General features: G+C 63.1%; 14 protein-coding genes. 12 read left to right on the top strand and 2 right to left on the bottom strand.

What is annotated here, in order from left to right; translation table 11 throughout:
• Positions 1-125: 125 nt before the first annotated feature.
• Both CAF70_RS14050 and CAF70_RS14055 read right to left on the bottom strand, forming a co-directional pair.
• Entirely contained in the window at positions 126-389 is a 264-nt protein-coding gene (locus CAF70_RS14050) for a DUF3077 domain-containing protein (protein ID WP_085625343.1), read from the bottom strand.
• A gap of 155 nt (positions 390-544) precedes the next feature.
• Entirely contained in the window at positions 545-787 is a 243-nt protein-coding gene (locus tag CAF70_RS14055) for a hypothetical protein (RefSeq protein ID WP_085625344.1), read from the bottom strand.
• Between the two features lie 493 nt (positions 788-1,280).
• On the opposite strand from CAF70_RS14055, the gene CAF70_RS14065 reads away from it, so the two are divergent.
• The 12 genes from CAF70_RS14065 (at position 1,281) to nuoL (ending at position 14,233) form a co-directional block, all read left to right on the top strand.
• Positions 1,281-1,943 carry a lysoplasmalogenase gene (locus CAF70_RS14065; RefSeq protein WP_085625346.1) on the top strand — a complete coding sequence of 221 codons (663 nt, stop codon included), beginning with the start codon at positions 1,281-1,283 and terminating at the stop codon, positions 1,941-1,943.
• Between the two features lie 383 nt (positions 1,944-2,326).
• Entirely contained in the window at positions 2,327-2,740 is a 414-nt protein-coding gene (locus CAF70_RS14070) for an NADH-quinone oxidoreductase subunit A (protein ID WP_003251427.1), read from the top strand.
• A 9-nt stretch (positions 2,741-2,749) separates the two neighbouring features.
• Positions 2,750-3,427 carry an NADH-quinone oxidoreductase subunit B family protein gene (locus CAF70_RS14075; protein ID WP_003251429.1) on the top strand — a complete coding sequence of 226 codons (678 nt, stop codon included), beginning with the start codon at positions 2,750-2,752 and terminating at the stop codon, positions 3,425-3,427.
• A gap of 78 nt (positions 3,428-3,505) precedes the next feature.
• Positions 3,506-5,287 carry an NADH-quinone oxidoreductase subunit C/D gene (gene nuoC, locus CAF70_RS14080; RefSeq protein ID WP_085625347.1) on the top strand — a complete coding sequence of 594 codons (1,782 nt, stop codon included), beginning with the start codon at positions 3,506-3,508 and terminating at the stop codon, positions 5,285-5,287.
• 2 nt (positions 5,288-5,289) lie between these two features.
• Positions 5,290-5,787, top strand: coding sequence for an NADH-quinone oxidoreductase subunit NuoE (gene nuoE / locus CAF70_RS14085; RefSeq protein ID WP_085625348.1), 498 nt, complete (start codon positions 5,290-5,292; stop codon positions 5,785-5,787).
• Positions 5,784-7,148, top strand: a complete 1,365-nt coding sequence (gene nuoF, locus CAF70_RS14090) for an NADH-quinone oxidoreductase subunit NuoF (protein ID WP_085625349.1) — start codon at positions 5,784-5,786, stop codon at positions 7,146-7,148. The genes nuoE and nuoF overlap by 4 nt, the downstream gene beginning before the upstream one ends.
• A 133-nt stretch (positions 7,149-7,281) precedes the next feature.
• Complete coding sequence (nuoG, locus tag CAF70_RS14095; RefSeq protein ID WP_085625350.1) at positions 7,282-9,996, top strand: NADH-quinone oxidoreductase subunit NuoG; 2,715 nt, start codon at positions 7,282-7,284, stop codon at positions 9,994-9,996.
• Complete coding sequence (gene nuoH / locus CAF70_RS14100) at positions 9,993-11,000, top strand: NADH-quinone oxidoreductase subunit NuoH (RefSeq protein ID WP_003251440.1); 1,008 nt, start codon at positions 9,993-9,995, stop codon at positions 10,998-11,000. Before nuoG ends, nuoH begins: the two co-directional genes overlap by 4 nt.
• 11 nt (positions 11,001-11,011) lie before the next feature.
• Positions 11,012-11,560, top strand: a complete 549-nt coding sequence (gene nuoI, locus CAF70_RS14105; RefSeq protein ID WP_003251442.1) for an NADH-quinone oxidoreductase subunit NuoI — start codon at positions 11,012-11,014, stop codon at positions 11,558-11,560.
• Positions 11,561-11,570: 10 nt separating this feature from the next.
• Positions 11,571-12,071: an NADH-quinone oxidoreductase subunit J gene (gene nuoJ / locus CAF70_RS14110; protein WP_085625351.1), complete on the top strand. Its 501-nt coding sequence runs from the start codon at positions 11,571-11,573 to the stop codon at positions 12,069-12,071.
• A 3-nt stretch (positions 12,072-12,074) separates the two neighbouring features.
• Positions 12,075-12,383 (top strand): NADH-quinone oxidoreductase subunit NuoK, encoded by a 309-nt coding sequence (nuoK, locus tag CAF70_RS14115; protein ID WP_003251446.1) that lies wholly within the window; start codon positions 12,075-12,077, stop codon positions 12,381-12,383.
• Positions 12,380-14,233, top strand: coding sequence for an NADH-quinone oxidoreductase subunit L (nuoL, locus tag CAF70_RS14120; RefSeq protein ID WP_085625352.1), 1,854 nt, complete (start codon positions 12,380-12,382; stop codon positions 14,231-14,233). Before nuoK ends, nuoL begins: the two co-directional genes overlap by 4 nt.
• Positions 14,234-14,241: the final 8 nt, after the last annotated feature.

A 14,241-nucleotide genomic window follows, 5' to 3' on the forward strand; every position in this document is an offset into this window, starting at 1 on the left:
TCTTTTTCAAAATGTCAGCGCTGCTGCAGAACTGAAGCCGTACATCTCATGTTTGCTGCGCGACAGCGCAGCCCGGAAGGGCTGGGTGATCTCCCACAGGAGAAATCGCGCCTGCCGGTAGTACCTCAGTGCTTCAAGCCCAGCTCGGCATCATCCATCAGCGCCTTGGCCATCGCACTCAGGTAGTGGGCAGCCCAGATCATCATCGGCTTCTCTTCCATCAAGCCAGTGATGGTCAGTTCGCGCACGTAGCCCATCAGCTCCGAAGATTGCTCGCGGGCGTCACGGCAGGGAATGCCTGGCTCGATGCGGAACAGCGGGTGGGTGCCGTTTTCGCCTTGGTAGAAGGTGGTTTTGCCGACGGTGAATTGGGTGTCTTCTGTGGTCATTGTTGTGTCCCCTGGAGTTTCTCGAATGCTTGGGCGGGCCTCTTCGCGGGCGCGCCCGCTCCCACAGGTACTGTGCAAATCTTGAAGACTGTGGTGACCCTGTGGGAGCGGGCAAGCCCGCGAAAGGGCCGGCCCTGGCAACACATCAATCAGCCTTAGTGCAACGTCTTGGGTTCAGCGGGCATCTGCACCTGGATCAATGCCGACTCAAGCAAAGCCCGCAGCGCCTCCAGCTCATGCATCGAGGTCATCATCAGGATCGAGGCCGGTGATTTGGGTTGCAGCAGCAAGGCCTGATGCACCACGGTCGCCGCGCACAGTGCATAGTCGGTGGCCTGGATCAGGGTGTCTTCGAGGGAATGGGGGTTATGGGGTGGATCGGGGACAACTTTCAGCATGACTCGCTCCTTTCTTTCCTGTTTGGCTACCATCCGCCCGCTGTCAAACGGTTGGGTGGCAGCTATGCGCGGGTTGACAGACCGGTGGAAAGAAAGAAAGACCGGCGCACGCGAACGTGCCCACACGCATAGCCGCCATTGAGGCAAAGCGAGTGCACCTTCTTTCAATTTCGGCCTGTCAAAGCCGTATCGTTGTGAGCAACGACATGCCCAGACTAGAGCGCCGCCAGAGCAGCAGCAACGGAAAAAAGGCGGCAAGAGTATGTTTGGGAAATGGCCTACATGGAAGGGGACAAATCTGCTTTATGCCGAAATTCGGCAGCGCCTGCGCCGGCCTCTTCGCGGGCGCGCCCGCTCCCACAAGTACTGTGCAAACCTTGAAGACTGCGGTAATCCTGTGGGAGCGGGCATGCCCGCGAAAGGGCCGGTACAGGCCAAAGCAAAACCCGGGATCAGGTCTATGCTTGTGGCAGCCCAGCCGCAAGGACCGCCCATGCCTCGTCCAAGCCACCTGACCACAATCGCCCTGGTCGCCGCCGCTCTCTATCTATATGCACTGGCCAGCGACAACACCCTGCTCGCCCTGCTGGCCAAACCGATCCCGGTACTGGCCCTGATCGCCTGGCTGCGCAGCGCTCCCGCCACACCTTATCGCCGCTGGATCACTTTCGGCCTGGCCTTCTCGGTACTCGGCGACATCCTGCTGGCCATCCCCGCCGACCTGTTCGTGTTCGGCCTGGTCGCATTCCTTTGTGCCCACCTGGCCTACCTGCGCGCCTATTGCGGCCAAACCTTGCGCCCCGCCCTACCCGCATTCCTGCTCAGCGCCCTCACCGGCATCACCCTGTTCGGCGTACTCGCCAGCCACGGCCTCGGCCCATTGCTGATCCCGGTCGCAGTGTACGCCCTGGCCATCAGCGCCATGCTCTGGCGCGCACTGGCCTGCGGCGGGCTCGCAGCGCTTGGCGCCTGCCTGTTCGTGCTCTCCGACAGCCTGATCGGTATCGACCGCTTCGTCAGCCCGTTCGCCGCCGCGCCTTACCTGATTATCCTCACCTACTGGCCAGGCCAGTGGGCGATCGCTTCATCAGCCAGTCGGCGCTCAATCGGTAAAGTATTGACCCAGAGCGGGGCAAGCGGTGTCGGATGCTGCTAGAACAGGCGTTTTTCGCATTTGCAAGTAGAGGGGGTGGCCAAATGAACTTTACAAGGCGCAGAACAGCCCAATTACACGGCATTAGATCAAATGATATTAATTATCATTTCGAAACTTGCAATTCGTTACCCGCCGCAAGAAACATAATTAACAAAACCGCACGCAATGCCCGAATCTCAAGGCTTTCAGCCAGTTACAAGCGGATTTTGTACTTAATCCTACGAATAAATTTGCGACAGAAATTTTACTTGCACGGGGTTTACCCATAAAATCAGCGCGATTGATTCAGCTGCGACATTTGGTCACTGCATGTGCGACACCAGGTCGCCGCTCTACACTTATTTCAGACTGCAGAGCTGGGTCTCTGTATAAGGATCTCTAGCATGTCCGATTCGGCAGGACTCATCGCCCACAACTGGGGCTTTGCCATCTTCCTCCTGGGTGTCGTCGGCCTGTGCGCCTTCATGCTCGGCCTGTCCAGCCTGCTCGGTAGCAAGGCCTGGGGTCGCGCCAAGAACGAACCCTTCGAATCCGGCATGCTGCCCGTCGGCAGCGCCCGCCTGCGCCTGTCCGCCAAATTCTATCTGGTCGCGATGCTGTTCGTGATCTTCGATATCGAAGCCCTCTTTCTCTTTGCATGGTCTGTGTCCGTCCGCGAAAGCGGCTGGACCGGATTCGTCGAAGCACTCGTTTTCATAGCAATTCTGTTGGCTGGTCTTGTCTACCTATGGCGCGTCGGGGCACTTGATTGGGCTCCCGAAGGTCGCCGCAAGCGGCAAGCGAAGCTGAAACAATGAGGCTTTGGCATGCAATACAATCTCACCAGAATCGATCCGGATGCGCCCAACGAGCAGTACCCGGTCGGTGAACGGGAAACCGTCACCGATCAACTGCTGGAGGACCAGGTCCACAAGAACATCTTCATGGGCAAGCTTGAAGATGTGCTGCGTGGCGCGGTCAACTGGGGTCGCAAGAACTCCCTCTGGCCGTACAACTTCGGCCTGTCCTGCTGCTACGTGGAAATGACCACGGCCTTCACGGCACCCCACGACATCGCCCGCTTCGGCGCCGAAGTCATCCGGGCCTCGCCGCGTCAGGCCGACTTCATGGTCATCGCCGGTACCTGCTTCGTCAAAATGGCGCCGATCATCCAGCGCCTTTACGAGCAGATGCTCGAGCCTAAATGGGTTATCTCCATGGGTTCGTGCGCCAACTCCGGCGGCATGTACGACATCTACTCGGTCGTTCAGGGGGTCGACAAGTTCCTCCCCGTGGACGTCTATGTGCCCGGCTGCCCGCCGCGCCCTGAGGCTTTCCTGCAAGGCTTGATGCTGCTGCAGGAGTCGATCGGCCAAGAACGACGCCCGCTTTCCTGGGTTGTTGGTGATCAAGGCATCTACCGTGCCGAGATGCCAGCCCAGAAGGACCTGCGTCGTGAGCAGCGCATCGCCGTAACCAACCTGCGCAGCCCCGACGAAGTCTGATCCAGCGACCTGCCGCCCGCTCCCCTGGAGCCGGCGGCCTGGCTTCATTCTTAACGTTGACCCAAAGCGACCGAGACCATGACAGCGGACAACGCTATTTTCATTCCGCCCTACAAGGCTGACGACCAGGATGTGGTCGTCGAACTGCACAACCGTTTTGGCGCCGAAGCATTCGTCGCCCAGGAAACCCGCACCGGCATGCCCGTGCTGTGGGTCAAGCGCGAGCAGCTCAAGGAAGTGCTCAGCTTCCTGCGCGGCGTGGCCAAACCGTACAGCATGCTGTACGACCTGCACGGCGTCGACGAACGCCTGCGCACCCAGCGCCGCGGCCTGCCGGCCGCCGACTTCAGCGTGTTCTACCACCTGCTGTCGATCGAGCGTAACAGCGACGTGATGATCAAGGTGTCGCTCAGCGAAGGCGACCTGAACCTGCCAAGCGTGACCGGTATCTGGCCGAACGCCAACTGGTACGAGCGCGAAGTCTGGGACATGTTCGGCATCGACTTTGCCGGCCACCCGCACCTCAGCCGCATCATGATGCCGCCCACCTGGGAAGGCCACCCGCTGCGCAAGGACTACCCGGCCCGCGCCACCGAGTTCGACCCCTACAGCCTGACCCTGGCCAAGCAGCAGCTTGAAGAGGAATCGGCACGCTTCAACCCGGAAGCCTGGGGCATGAAGCGCCAGGGCGCCAACGAGGACTACATGTTCCTCAACCTCGGCCCCAACCACCCTTCCGCCCACGGTGCCTTCCGTATCGTCCTGCAGCTGGACGGTGAAGAGATCGTCGACTGCGTACCGGACATCGGCTACCACCACCGTGGCGCCGAGAAAATGGCCGAGCGCCAGTCCTGGCACAGCTTCATCCCCTACACCGACCGTATCGACTACCTCGGCGGGGTAATGAACAACCTGCCGTACGTGCTCGCCGTCGAGAAGCTGGCCGGCATCAAGGTGCCACAGAAGGTCGACACCATCCGCGTGATGCTGGCCGAGTTCTTCCGTATCACCAGCCACCTGCTGTTCCTGGGTACCTACATCCAGGACGTCGGCGCCATGACCCCGGTGTTCTTCACCTTCACCGACCGCCAGCGCGCCTATACCGTGATCGAAGCGATCACCGGTTTCCGCCTGCACCCGGCCTGGTACCGCATCGGTGGCGTGGCTCACGACCTGCCGCGCGGCTGGGACAAGCTGGTCAAGGACTTCGTCGAATGGCTGCCCAAGCGCCTCGACGAGTACGAAAAGGCCGCCCTGCAGAACAGCATCCTCAAGGGCCGTACCATCGGCGTTGCCGCTTACAACACCAAGGAAGCGCTGGCCTGGGGTACCACCGGTGCCGGCCTGCGTGCCACCGGTTGCGACTTCGACCTGCGTAAAGCGCGCCCCTACTCCGGCTACGAGAACTTCGAGTTCGAAGTACCGCTGGCCCACAACGGCGATGCCTACGATCGCTGCATGGTCCGTGTCGAGGAGATGCGCCAGAGTATCCGCATCATCGACCAGTGCCTGCGCAACATGCCGGAAGGCCCGTACAAGGCGGATCACCCGCTGACCACGCCGCCGCCGAAAGAGCGCACCCTGCAGCACATCGAAACCCTGATCACGCACTTCCTGCAAGTCTCGTGGGGCCCGGTCATGCCGGCCAACGAGTCGTTCCAGATGATCGAGGCGACCAAGGGCATCAACAGTTACTACCTGACGAGCGATGGCGGCACCATGAGCTACCGCACCCGGATCCGTACCCCGAGCTACCCGCACCTGCAGCAGATCCCTTCGGTGATCAAAGGCAGCATGGTCGCCGACCTCATTGCGTACCTGGGCAGTATCGACTTCGTTATGGCTGACGTGGACCGCTAAGCATGAACAGCACGCTTATCCAGACAGACCGTTTCGCCCTGAGCGAAACCGAGCGCTCGGCCATCGAGCACGAAATGCATCACTACGAGGACCCGCGCGCGGCGTCCATCGAAGCCCTGAAGATCGTCCAGAAGGAACGTGGCTGGGTGCCGGACGGCGCCATCCACGCCATCGGCGAAGTGCTGGGCATCCCGGCCAGCGACGTCGAAGGTGTCGCCACCTTCTACAGCCAGATCTTCCGTCAGCCGGTCGGCCGCCACATCATCCGCGTGTGCGACAGCATGGTCTGCTACATCGGCGGCCATGAGTCCGTGGTCAGCCAGATCCAGAGCGAGCTGGGCGTCGGCCTTGGCCAGACCACCGCCGACGGCCGTTTCACCCTGCTGCCGGTGTGCTGCCTGGGCAACTGCGACAAGGCCCCGGCGCTGATGATCGATGACGACACCTTCGGTGACGTGCAGCCGGCTGGCGTTTCCAAACTGCTGGAGGGTTACGTATGACCATTACTTCCTTCGGCCCGGCCAACCGCATCGCGCGTACGGCCGAAACCCACCCGCTGACCTGGCGCCTGCGTGACGACGGCGAGCCGGTCTGGCTGGCCGAGTACGAGTCGAAGAACGGCTATGCCGCGGCGCGCAAGGCGCTGGCGCAGATGTCGGCCGACGACATCGTGCAGAGCGTCAAGGACTCCGGCCTCAAGGGCCGTGGTGGTGCAGGCTTCCCCACCGGCGTGAAGTGGGGCCTGATGCCCAAAGACGAATCCATGAACATCCGCTACCTGCTGTGCAACGCGGACGAAATGGAGCCGAACACCTGGAAGGACCGCATGCTGATGGAGCAACAGCCCCATCTGCTGGTCGAGGGCATGCTGATCAGCGCCCGCGCCCTGAAGGCCTACCGTGGCTACATCTTCCTGCGTGGCGAATACACCACCGCAGCGAAAAACCTCAACCGCGCCATCGAGGAAGCCAAGGCCGCCGGCCTGCTGGGCAAGAACATCCTCGGCAGCGGCTTCGATTTCGAGCTGTTCGTGCACACCGGTGCCGGCCGCTACATCTGCGGTGAAGAAACCGCGCTGATCAACTCGCTGGAAGGCCGCCGCGCCAACCCGCGCTCGAAGCCGCCCTTCCCTGCCGCCGTGGGCGTGTGGGGTAAGCCGACCTGCGTGAACAACGTCGAAACCCTGTGCAACGTGCCGGCCATCGTCGCCAATGGCAACGACTGGTACAAGTCGCTGGCCCGTGAAGGCAGCGAGGACCACGGCACCAAGCTGATGGGCTTCTCCGGCAAGGTGAAGAACCCGGGCCTGTGGGAACTGCCGTTCGGCGTCACCGCCCGCGAACTGTTCGAAGACTACGCCGGCGGCATGCGCGACGGCTTCAAGCTCAAGTGCTGGCAGCCAGGCGGCGCCGGTACCGGCTTCCTGCTGCCCGAGCACCTCGACGCACAGATGTACGCCGGCGGCATCGCCAAGGTCGGCACCCGTATGGGTACTGGCCTGGCCATGGCGGTCGACGACAGCATCAACATGGTTTCGCTGCTGCGCAACATGGAAGAGTTCTTCGCCCGCGAGTCGTGCGGCTGGTGCACCCCATGCCGTGACGGCCTGCCGTGGAGCGTGAAGATGCTGCGCGCACTGGAAAAAGGCCAGGGTCGCGCCGAAGACATCGAGACGCTGCTCGGGCTGGTCAACTTCCTCGGCCCTGGCCGTACCTTCTGTGCTCACGCACCGGGTGCCGTCGAGCCGCTGGGCAGTGCCATCAAATACTTCCGGTCCGAGTTCGAGGCCGGTGTCGCGCCAGCGTCTGCTGGTGACACCCTGCGCCCCAATTTGGCGAAGCCGATCGTGGTCGGCGCATAACAAGATGATGAAGGCGGGTGGTCCGTGCCACTCGCCAGCTTGCCGGCAGGCCCGAGCGATCGAGGCGTGTCGCAAGCTCACCGATTTCCATTAGCCACGCCCGCTCACGCGGGCCAACGAAGAACTTTGAACAATGGCCACTATCCACGTAGACGGCAAAGCGCTCGAAGTCAACGGTGCAGACAACCTGTTACAGGCCTGTCTGTCACTCGGCCTCGACATCCCTTATTTCTGCTGGCACCCGGCGCTCGGTAGCGTTGGCGCCTGCCGGCAATGCGCGGTCAAGCAGTACACCGACGAGAACGACACCCGTGGTCGTATCGTCATGTCCTGCATGACCCCTGCCTCCGACGGCACCTGGATCTCCATCGACGATGAAGAGTCCAAGGCGTTCCGCGCCAGCGTCGTCGAATGGCTGATGACCAACCACCCGCACGACTGCCCGGTGTGCGAGGAAGGCGGTCACTGCCACCTGCAGGACATGACGGTAATGACCGGCCACAACGAGCGCCGCTACCGTTTCACCAAGCGTACCCACCAGAACCAGGACCTCGGCCCGTTCATCGCCCATGAGATGAACCGCTGCATCGCCTGCTACCGCTGCGTGCGCTACTACAAGGACTACGCCGGTGGTACCGACCTGGGTGTGTACGGCGCCCACGACAACGTGTACTTCGGCCGCGTCGAAGACGGCGTGCTGGAAAGCGAATTCTCCGGCAACCTGACCGAGGTATGCCCGACCGGCGTGTTCACCGACAAGACCCACTCCGAGCGCTACAACCGCAAGTGGGACATGCAGTTCGCCCCGAGCATCTGCCATGGCTGCTCCAGTGGCTGCAACATCAGCCCGGGCGAGCGCTACGGCGAACTGCGCCGGGTGGAGAACCGCTTCAACGGTTCGGTCAACCAGTATTTCCTGTGCGACCGCGGCCGCTTCGGCTATGGCTACGTCAACCGCAAGGACCGCCCACGCCAGCCACACCTGGCAGACGGCACCAAGCTGGGCCTGGACGCCGCCCTGGACAAGGCTGCCGACCTGCTGCGCGGCCGTACCATCGTCGGTATCGGCTCGCCACGCGCCAGCCTGGAAAGCAACTACGGCCTGCGTGAACTGGTCGGTGCCGAGTACTTCTACTCGGGCATGGAAGCCGGCGAACTGGCCCGCGTACGCCTGGCCCTGAACGTACTGAACAACAGCCCGCTGCCGGTTCCGACCCTGCGCGACATCGAAGACCACGACGCCGTGTTCGTGCTCGGTGAAGACCTGACCCAGACCGCTGCCCGCGTCGCCCTGGCCGTGCGCCAGGCCACCAAGGGCAAGGCCGAGGCAATGGCTGAAGCAATGAAAGTGCAGCCGTGGCTCGACGCCGCGGTGAAGAACATCGGCCAGCACGCGCTGTACCCGCTGTTCATCGCCTCGCTGGCTGAAACCAAGCTGGACGACGTCGCCGAGGAGTGCGTTCACGCCGCCCCGGCCGACCTGGCCCGCATCGGTTTCGCCGTGGCCCACGCCATCGACCCGAGCGCCCCGGCCGTCGAAGGCCTGGACGCCGAAGCGCAAGCCCTGGCCCAGCGCATCGCCGACGCCCTGGTCGCAGCCAAGCGCCCACTGGTCGTAGCCGGTACCTCGCTGGCCGACCCGGCGCTGATCGAAGCTGCCGCCAACATCGCCAAGGCGCTGAAACTGCGCGAGAAGAACGGCTCGCTGAGCTTGGTGGTGCCTGAAGCCAACAGCCTCGGCCTGGCCATGCTCGGTGGCGAGTCGGTCGATGCTGCGCTGGACGCGGTCATCAGCGGCAAGGCCGACGCCATCGTCGTGCTGGAAAACGACCTGTACACCCGCGTACCGGCTGCCAAGGTCGACGCTGCCCTGGCTGCGGCCAAGGTCGTGATCGTTGCCGACCACTCGAAAACCCCGACTGTCGACCGCGCCCACCTGGTGCTGCCAGCGGCCTCGTTCGCCGAAGGCGACGGTACCCTGGTCAGCCAGGAAGGCCGTGCCCAGCGCTTCTTCCAGGTGTTCGACCCGCAATACCTGGACAGCAGCATCCTGATCCACGAAGGCTGGCGCTGGATGCACGCGCTGCGTGCCACCCTGCTGAACAAGCCGGTCGACTGGACCCAGCTGGACCACGTCACCAGCGCCTGCGCCGAAGCCGTTCCGCAACTGGCCGGCATCGTCAACGCCGCACCAAGCGCCGCGTTCCGCATCAAGGGCCTGAAGCTGGCCCGCGAGCCGCTGCGCTACTCCGGCCGTACCGCCATGCGCGCCAACATCAGCGTGCACGAGCCGCGCACCCCGCAAGACAAGGACACCGCGTTCGCCTTCTCCATGGAAGGCTACTCGGGTTCGGCCGAACCGCGCCAGCAGGTGCCGTTCGCCTGGTCGCCGGGCTGGAACTCGCCACAAGCCTGGAACAAGTTCCAGGACGAGGTCGGTGGCCACCTGCGTGCCGGTGACCCAGGCGTGCGCCTGATCGAATCGCAAGGCGACCGCCTGCACTGGTTCAACGCCATTCCGGGTGCCTTCAACCCGGCCCGTGGCACCTGGACTGCCGTGCCGTTCTTCCACCTGTTCGGCAGCGAAGAAAGCTCCTCGCGCGCCGCCCCGGTGCAACAGCGCATCCCGGCAGCCTACGTGGCCCTGGCCAAGTCCGAAGCCGACCGCCTGGGCGTCAACGACGGTGCCCTGCTGAGCCTGAACGTGGCCGGTGTGGCCCTGCGCCTGCCGCTGCGTATCAATGAAGAGCTGGGCGCTGGCCTGGTCGCGTTGCCGAAAGGCCTGGCTGGCATTCCGCCTGCCATCTTCGGTGCATCCGTCGAAGGTCTGCAGGAGGCAGCACAATGAGCTGGTTCACCCCCGAAGTGATCGATGTGATCCTCACCGTGCTGCGGGCCATCGTGGTCCTGCTGGCGGTGGTGGTCTGCGGTGCGCTGCTCAGCTTCGTCGAGCGTCGCCTGCTGGGCTGGTGGCAGGACCGTTACGGTCCGAACCGCGTCGGCCCGTTCGGCATGTTCCAGATCGCTGCCGACATGCTGAAGATGTTCTTCAAGGAAGACTGGAACCCGCCCTTCGTCGACCGTGTGATCTTCACCCTGGCACCGGTAGTGGCCATGAGCGCCCTGCTGATCGCCTTCGTGGTCATCCCGATCACCCCGACCTGGGGCGTCGCCGACCTGAACATCGGCCTGCTGTTCTTCTTCGCCATGGCCGGCCTGTCGGTCTACGCGGTGCTGTTCGCCGGCTGGTCGTCGAACAACAAGTACGCCCTGCTGGGCAGCTTGCGTGCCTCGGCGCAGACCGTGTCGTACGAAGTGTTCCTGGGCCTGGCGCTGATGGGCGTGGTGGTGCAGGTGGGCTCGTTCAACATGCGCGACATCGTTGAATACCAGGCGCAGAACCTGTGGTTCATCATTCCGCAGTTCTTCGGCTTCTGCACCTTCTTCATCGCTGGCGTCGCCGTGACTCACCGTCACCCGTTCGACCAGCCGGAAGCGGAACAGGAACTGGCCGACGGCTACCACATCGAGTATGCCGGCATGAAATGGGGCATGTTCTTCGTCGGTGAGTACATCGGCATCATCCTCATCTCGGCGCTGCTGGTAACCCTGTTCTTCGGCGGCTGGCACGGCCCGTTCGGCATCCTGCCGCAACTGTCGTTCCTGTGGTTCGCCCTGAAGACCGCGTTCTTCATCATGCTGTTCATCCTGCTGCGCGCCTCGATCCCGCGCCCACGCTATGACCAGGTGATGGACTTCAGCTGGAAGTTCTGCCTGCCGCTGACCCTGATCAATTTGCTGGTGACCGCTGCGATCGTGCTCTACAACACGCCAGCCGTCGCGGCCCAGTGAGGATTTGACCCATGTTCAAGTATATCGGCGACATCGTTAAGGGCACCGGCACCCAGCTGCGCAGCCTGGCAATGGTGTTCTCCCACGGGTTCCGCAAGCGCGACACCCTGCAGTACCCCGAAGAACCCGTGTACCTGCCGCCGCGCTACCGCGGCCGCATCGTCCTCACCCGCGACCCCGATGGCGAGGAGCGCTGCGTAGCGTGCAACCTCTGCGCGGTGGCCTGCCCGGTCGGCTGCATCTCGCTGCAGAAGGCCGAGACCGAGGACGGCCGCTGGTACCCGGAGTTCTTCCGCATCAACTTCTCGCGCTGCATCTTCTGCGGCCTGTGTGAAGAAGCGTGCCCGACCACCGCGATCCAGCTGACTCCGGATTTCGAAATGGCCGAGTTCAAGCGTCAGGACCTGGTGTACGAGAAAGAAGATCTGCTGATCTCCGGCCCCGGCAAGAACCCTGACTACAACTTCTACCGTGTTGCGGGTATGGCAATCGCTGGCAAGCCGAAGGGCTCTGCACAGAACGAAGCCGAGCCGATCAACGTGAAGAGCTTGCTCCCATAAGGACAGAAAGATGGAATTCGCTTTCTACTTCGCATCCGGGATCGCCGTGGTCTCCACCCTTCGGGTGGTAACCGGCACCAACCCCGTGCACGCCTTGCTTTACCTGATCATTTCGCTGATTTCCGTGGCCATGATCTTCTTCTCCCTGGGTGCGCCGTTCGCCGGTGCCCTGGAAGTGATCGCCTACGCCGGCGCCATCATGGTGCTGTTCGTGTTCGTGGTGATGATGCTCAACCTGGGGCCGGCCTCGGTCGCCCAGGAACGCGGCTGGCTCAAGCCCGGCATCTGGGCCGGGCCGGTGATCCTCGGCGCCCTGCTGCTGGCAGAGCTGCTGTACGTGCTGTTCGTCACCCCGAGTGGCGCCGGCATCAGCGGTACCACCGTGGGCCCGAAAGCCGTCGGCATCAGCCTGTTCGGCCCCTACCTGCTGGTGGTCGAACTGGCGTCGATGCTGCTGCTGGCAGCAGCCGTCACCGCCTTCCACCTGGGCCGCAACGAGGCGAAGGAGTAAATCATGGGTGCTATCCCTCTCGAGCATGGTCTGGCAGTCGCCGGCATCCTGTTCTGCTTAGGTCTGGTTGGCCTGATGGTCCGCCGCAACATCCTCTTCGTGCTCATGAGCCTGGAAGTCATGATGAACGCCTCTGCCCTGGCGTTCGTCGTCGCCGGTGCCCGTTGGGTCCAGCCCGACGGCCAGGTGATGTTCATTCTGGTGATCAGCCTGGCAGCCGCCGAGGCCAGTATTGGCCTGGCCATCCTGCTGCAGCTGTATCGCCGCTTCCACACTCTCGACATCGATGCTGCCAGTGAGATGCGCGGATGAACCTTCTCTTCCTGACTTTCGTCTTCCCCCTCGTCGGCTTCCTGCTGCTGTCGTTCTCGCGCGGGCGGTTCTCGGAGAACCTGTCCGCCCTGATCGGCGTCGGCTCGGTAGGCCTGTCGGCGGCCACGGCCGCCTACGTCATCTGGCAATTCAACGTCGCCCCGCCTGAGGGCGGCGCGTACAGCCAGCTGCTGTGGCAGTGGATGTCGGTGGACGGCTTCGCGCCGAACTTCACCCTGTACCTGGACGGCTTGTCGGTCACCATGCTCGGCGTGGTCACCGGTGTCGGCTTCCTGATCCACCTGTTCGCTTCCTGGTACATGCGTGGCGAAGCCGGTTACTCGCGCTTCTTCTCGTACACCAACCTGTTCATCGCCAGCATGCTGTTCCTGGTGCTGGGCGATAACCTGCTGTTCATCTACTTCGGCTGGGAAGGCGTGGGCCTGTGCTCGTACCTGTTGATCGGTTTCTACTACAGCAACCGCAACAACGGTAACGCAGCACTCAAGGCGTTTATCGTCACCCGTATCGGCGACGTGTTCATGGCCATCGGCCTGTTCATCCTGTTCGCCCAGCTGGGTACCCTGAACGTGCAGGAACTGCTGGTTCTGGCACCGCAGAAGTTCCAGGCAGGCGACACCTGGATGGTGCTGGCAACCCTGATGCTGCTGGGTGGCGCGGTCGGTAAATCGGCTCAGCTGCCACTGCAGACCTGGCTGGCCGACGCGATGGCGGGCCCAACCCCGGTTTCGGCACTGATCCACGCGGCAACCATGGTGACCGCGGGCGTGTACCTGATCGCCCGTACCAACGGCCTGTTCCTGCTGGCGCCGGACATCCTGCACCTGGTCGGTGTGGTCGGTGGCGTGACCCTGGTACTGGCCGGCTTCGCCGCGCTGGTGCAGACCGACATCAAGCGTATCCTCGCCTACTCGACCATGAGCCAGATCGGCTACATGTTCCTGGCCCTGGGCGTTGGCGCCTGGGACGCGGCGATCTTCCACCTGATGACCCACGCCTTCTTCAAGGCCCTGCTGTTCCTTGCCTCCGGTGCGGTGATCGTTGCCTGCCACCACGAGCAGGACATCTTCAAGATGGGCGGCCTGTGGAAGAAACTGCCGCTGGCCTACGCCAGCTTCGTGGTCGGTGGCGCTGCCCTGGCGGCCCTGCCGATCGTGACCGTGGGCTTCTACTCCAAGGACGAGATCCTCTGGGAAGCATTCGCCAGCGGCAACACCGGCCTGCTGTACGCCGGCCTGGTCGGTGCGTTCATGACCTCGCTGTACACCTTCCGCCTGATCTTCATCGCCTTCCACGGCGAAGCCAAGACCGAAGCCCACGCTGGCCACGGCATCAGCCACTGGCTGCCGCTGGGCGTGCTGATCGTGCTGTCGACCTTCGTCGGCGCCTGGATCACCCCGCCGCTGGCAGGTGTGCTGCCGGAAAGCGCCGGCCACGCTGGTGGCGAAGCCAAGCACGCGCTGGAGATCACCTCGGGCGCCATTGCCATCGCCGGTATCCTGCTGTCGGCCCTGCTGTTCCTGGGCAAGCGCCGCTTCGTCAGCGCCGTGGCCAACAGCGGCATCGGCCGTGTCCTGTCGGCCTGGTGGTTCGCTGCCTGGGGCTTCGACTGGATCTACGACAAGCTCTTCGTCAAACCGTACCTGCTGATCAGCCATATCCTGCGCAAGGATCCGGTTGACCGCACCATCGGCCTGATTCCTCGGATGGCGCGTGGCGGCCACGTTGCCATGAGCAAGACCGAGACTGGCCAGCTGCGCTGGTACACCGCCTCTATCGCCGTAGGTGCCGTGCTGGTGCTCGGTGCCGTGGTAGTGGCTGCGGTATGACTATGAAT

Source organism: Pseudomonas sp. B19(2017) (genome assembly GCF_002113165.1).
In the GTDB taxonomy this organism is placed as follows: domain Bacteria; phylum Pseudomonadota; class Gammaproteobacteria; order Pseudomonadales; family Pseudomonadaceae; genus Aquipseudomonas.

What these genes read in the sequence shown, in the direction of transcription:
- CAF70_RS14050 (WP_085625343.1), bottom strand. Translation starts at nt 389, where the DNA reads ATGACCACAGAAGACACCCAATTCACCGTCGGCAAAACCACCTTCTAC.
- CAF70_RS14055 (WP_085625344.1), bottom strand. Translation starts at nt 787, where the DNA reads ATGCTGAAAGTTGTCCCCGATCCACCCCATAACCCCCATTCCCTCGAA.
- CAF70_RS14065 (WP_085625346.1), top strand. Translation starts at nt 1,281, where the DNA reads ATGCCTCGTCCAAGCCACCTGACCACAATCGCCCTGGTCGCCGCCGCT.
- CAF70_RS14070 (WP_003251427.1), top strand. Translation starts at nt 2,327, where the DNA reads ATGTCCGATTCGGCAGGACTCATCGCCCACAACTGGGGCTTTGCCATC.
- CAF70_RS14075 (WP_003251429.1), top strand. Translation starts at nt 2,750, where the DNA reads ATGCAATACAATCTCACCAGAATCGATCCGGATGCGCCCAACGAGCAG.
- nuoC (WP_085625347.1), top strand. Translation starts at nt 3,506, where the DNA reads ATGACAGCGGACAACGCTATTTTCATTCCGCCCTACAAGGCTGACGAC.
- nuoE (WP_085625348.1), top strand. Translation starts at nt 5,290, where the DNA reads ATGAACAGCACGCTTATCCAGACAGACCGTTTCGCCCTGAGCGAAACC.
- nuoF (WP_085625349.1), top strand. Translation starts at nt 5,784, where the DNA reads ATGACCATTACTTCCTTCGGCCCGGCCAACCGCATCGCGCGTACGGCC.
- nuoG (WP_085625350.1), top strand. Translation starts at nt 7,282, where the DNA reads ATGGCCACTATCCACGTAGACGGCAAAGCGCTCGAAGTCAACGGTGCA.
- nuoH (WP_003251440.1), top strand. Translation starts at nt 9,993, where the DNA reads ATGAGCTGGTTCACCCCCGAAGTGATCGATGTGATCCTCACCGTGCTG.
- nuoI (WP_003251442.1), top strand. Translation starts at nt 11,012, where the DNA reads ATGTTCAAGTATATCGGCGACATCGTTAAGGGCACCGGCACCCAGCTG.
- nuoJ (WP_085625351.1), top strand. Translation starts at nt 11,571, where the DNA reads ATGGAATTCGCTTTCTACTTCGCATCCGGGATCGCCGTGGTCTCCACC.
- nuoK (WP_003251446.1), top strand. Translation starts at nt 12,075, where the DNA reads ATGGGTGCTATCCCTCTCGAGCATGGTCTGGCAGTCGCCGGCATCCTG.
- nuoL (WP_085625352.1), top strand. Translation starts at nt 12,380, where the DNA reads ATGAACCTTCTCTTCCTGACTTTCGTCTTCCCCCTCGTCGGCTTCCTG.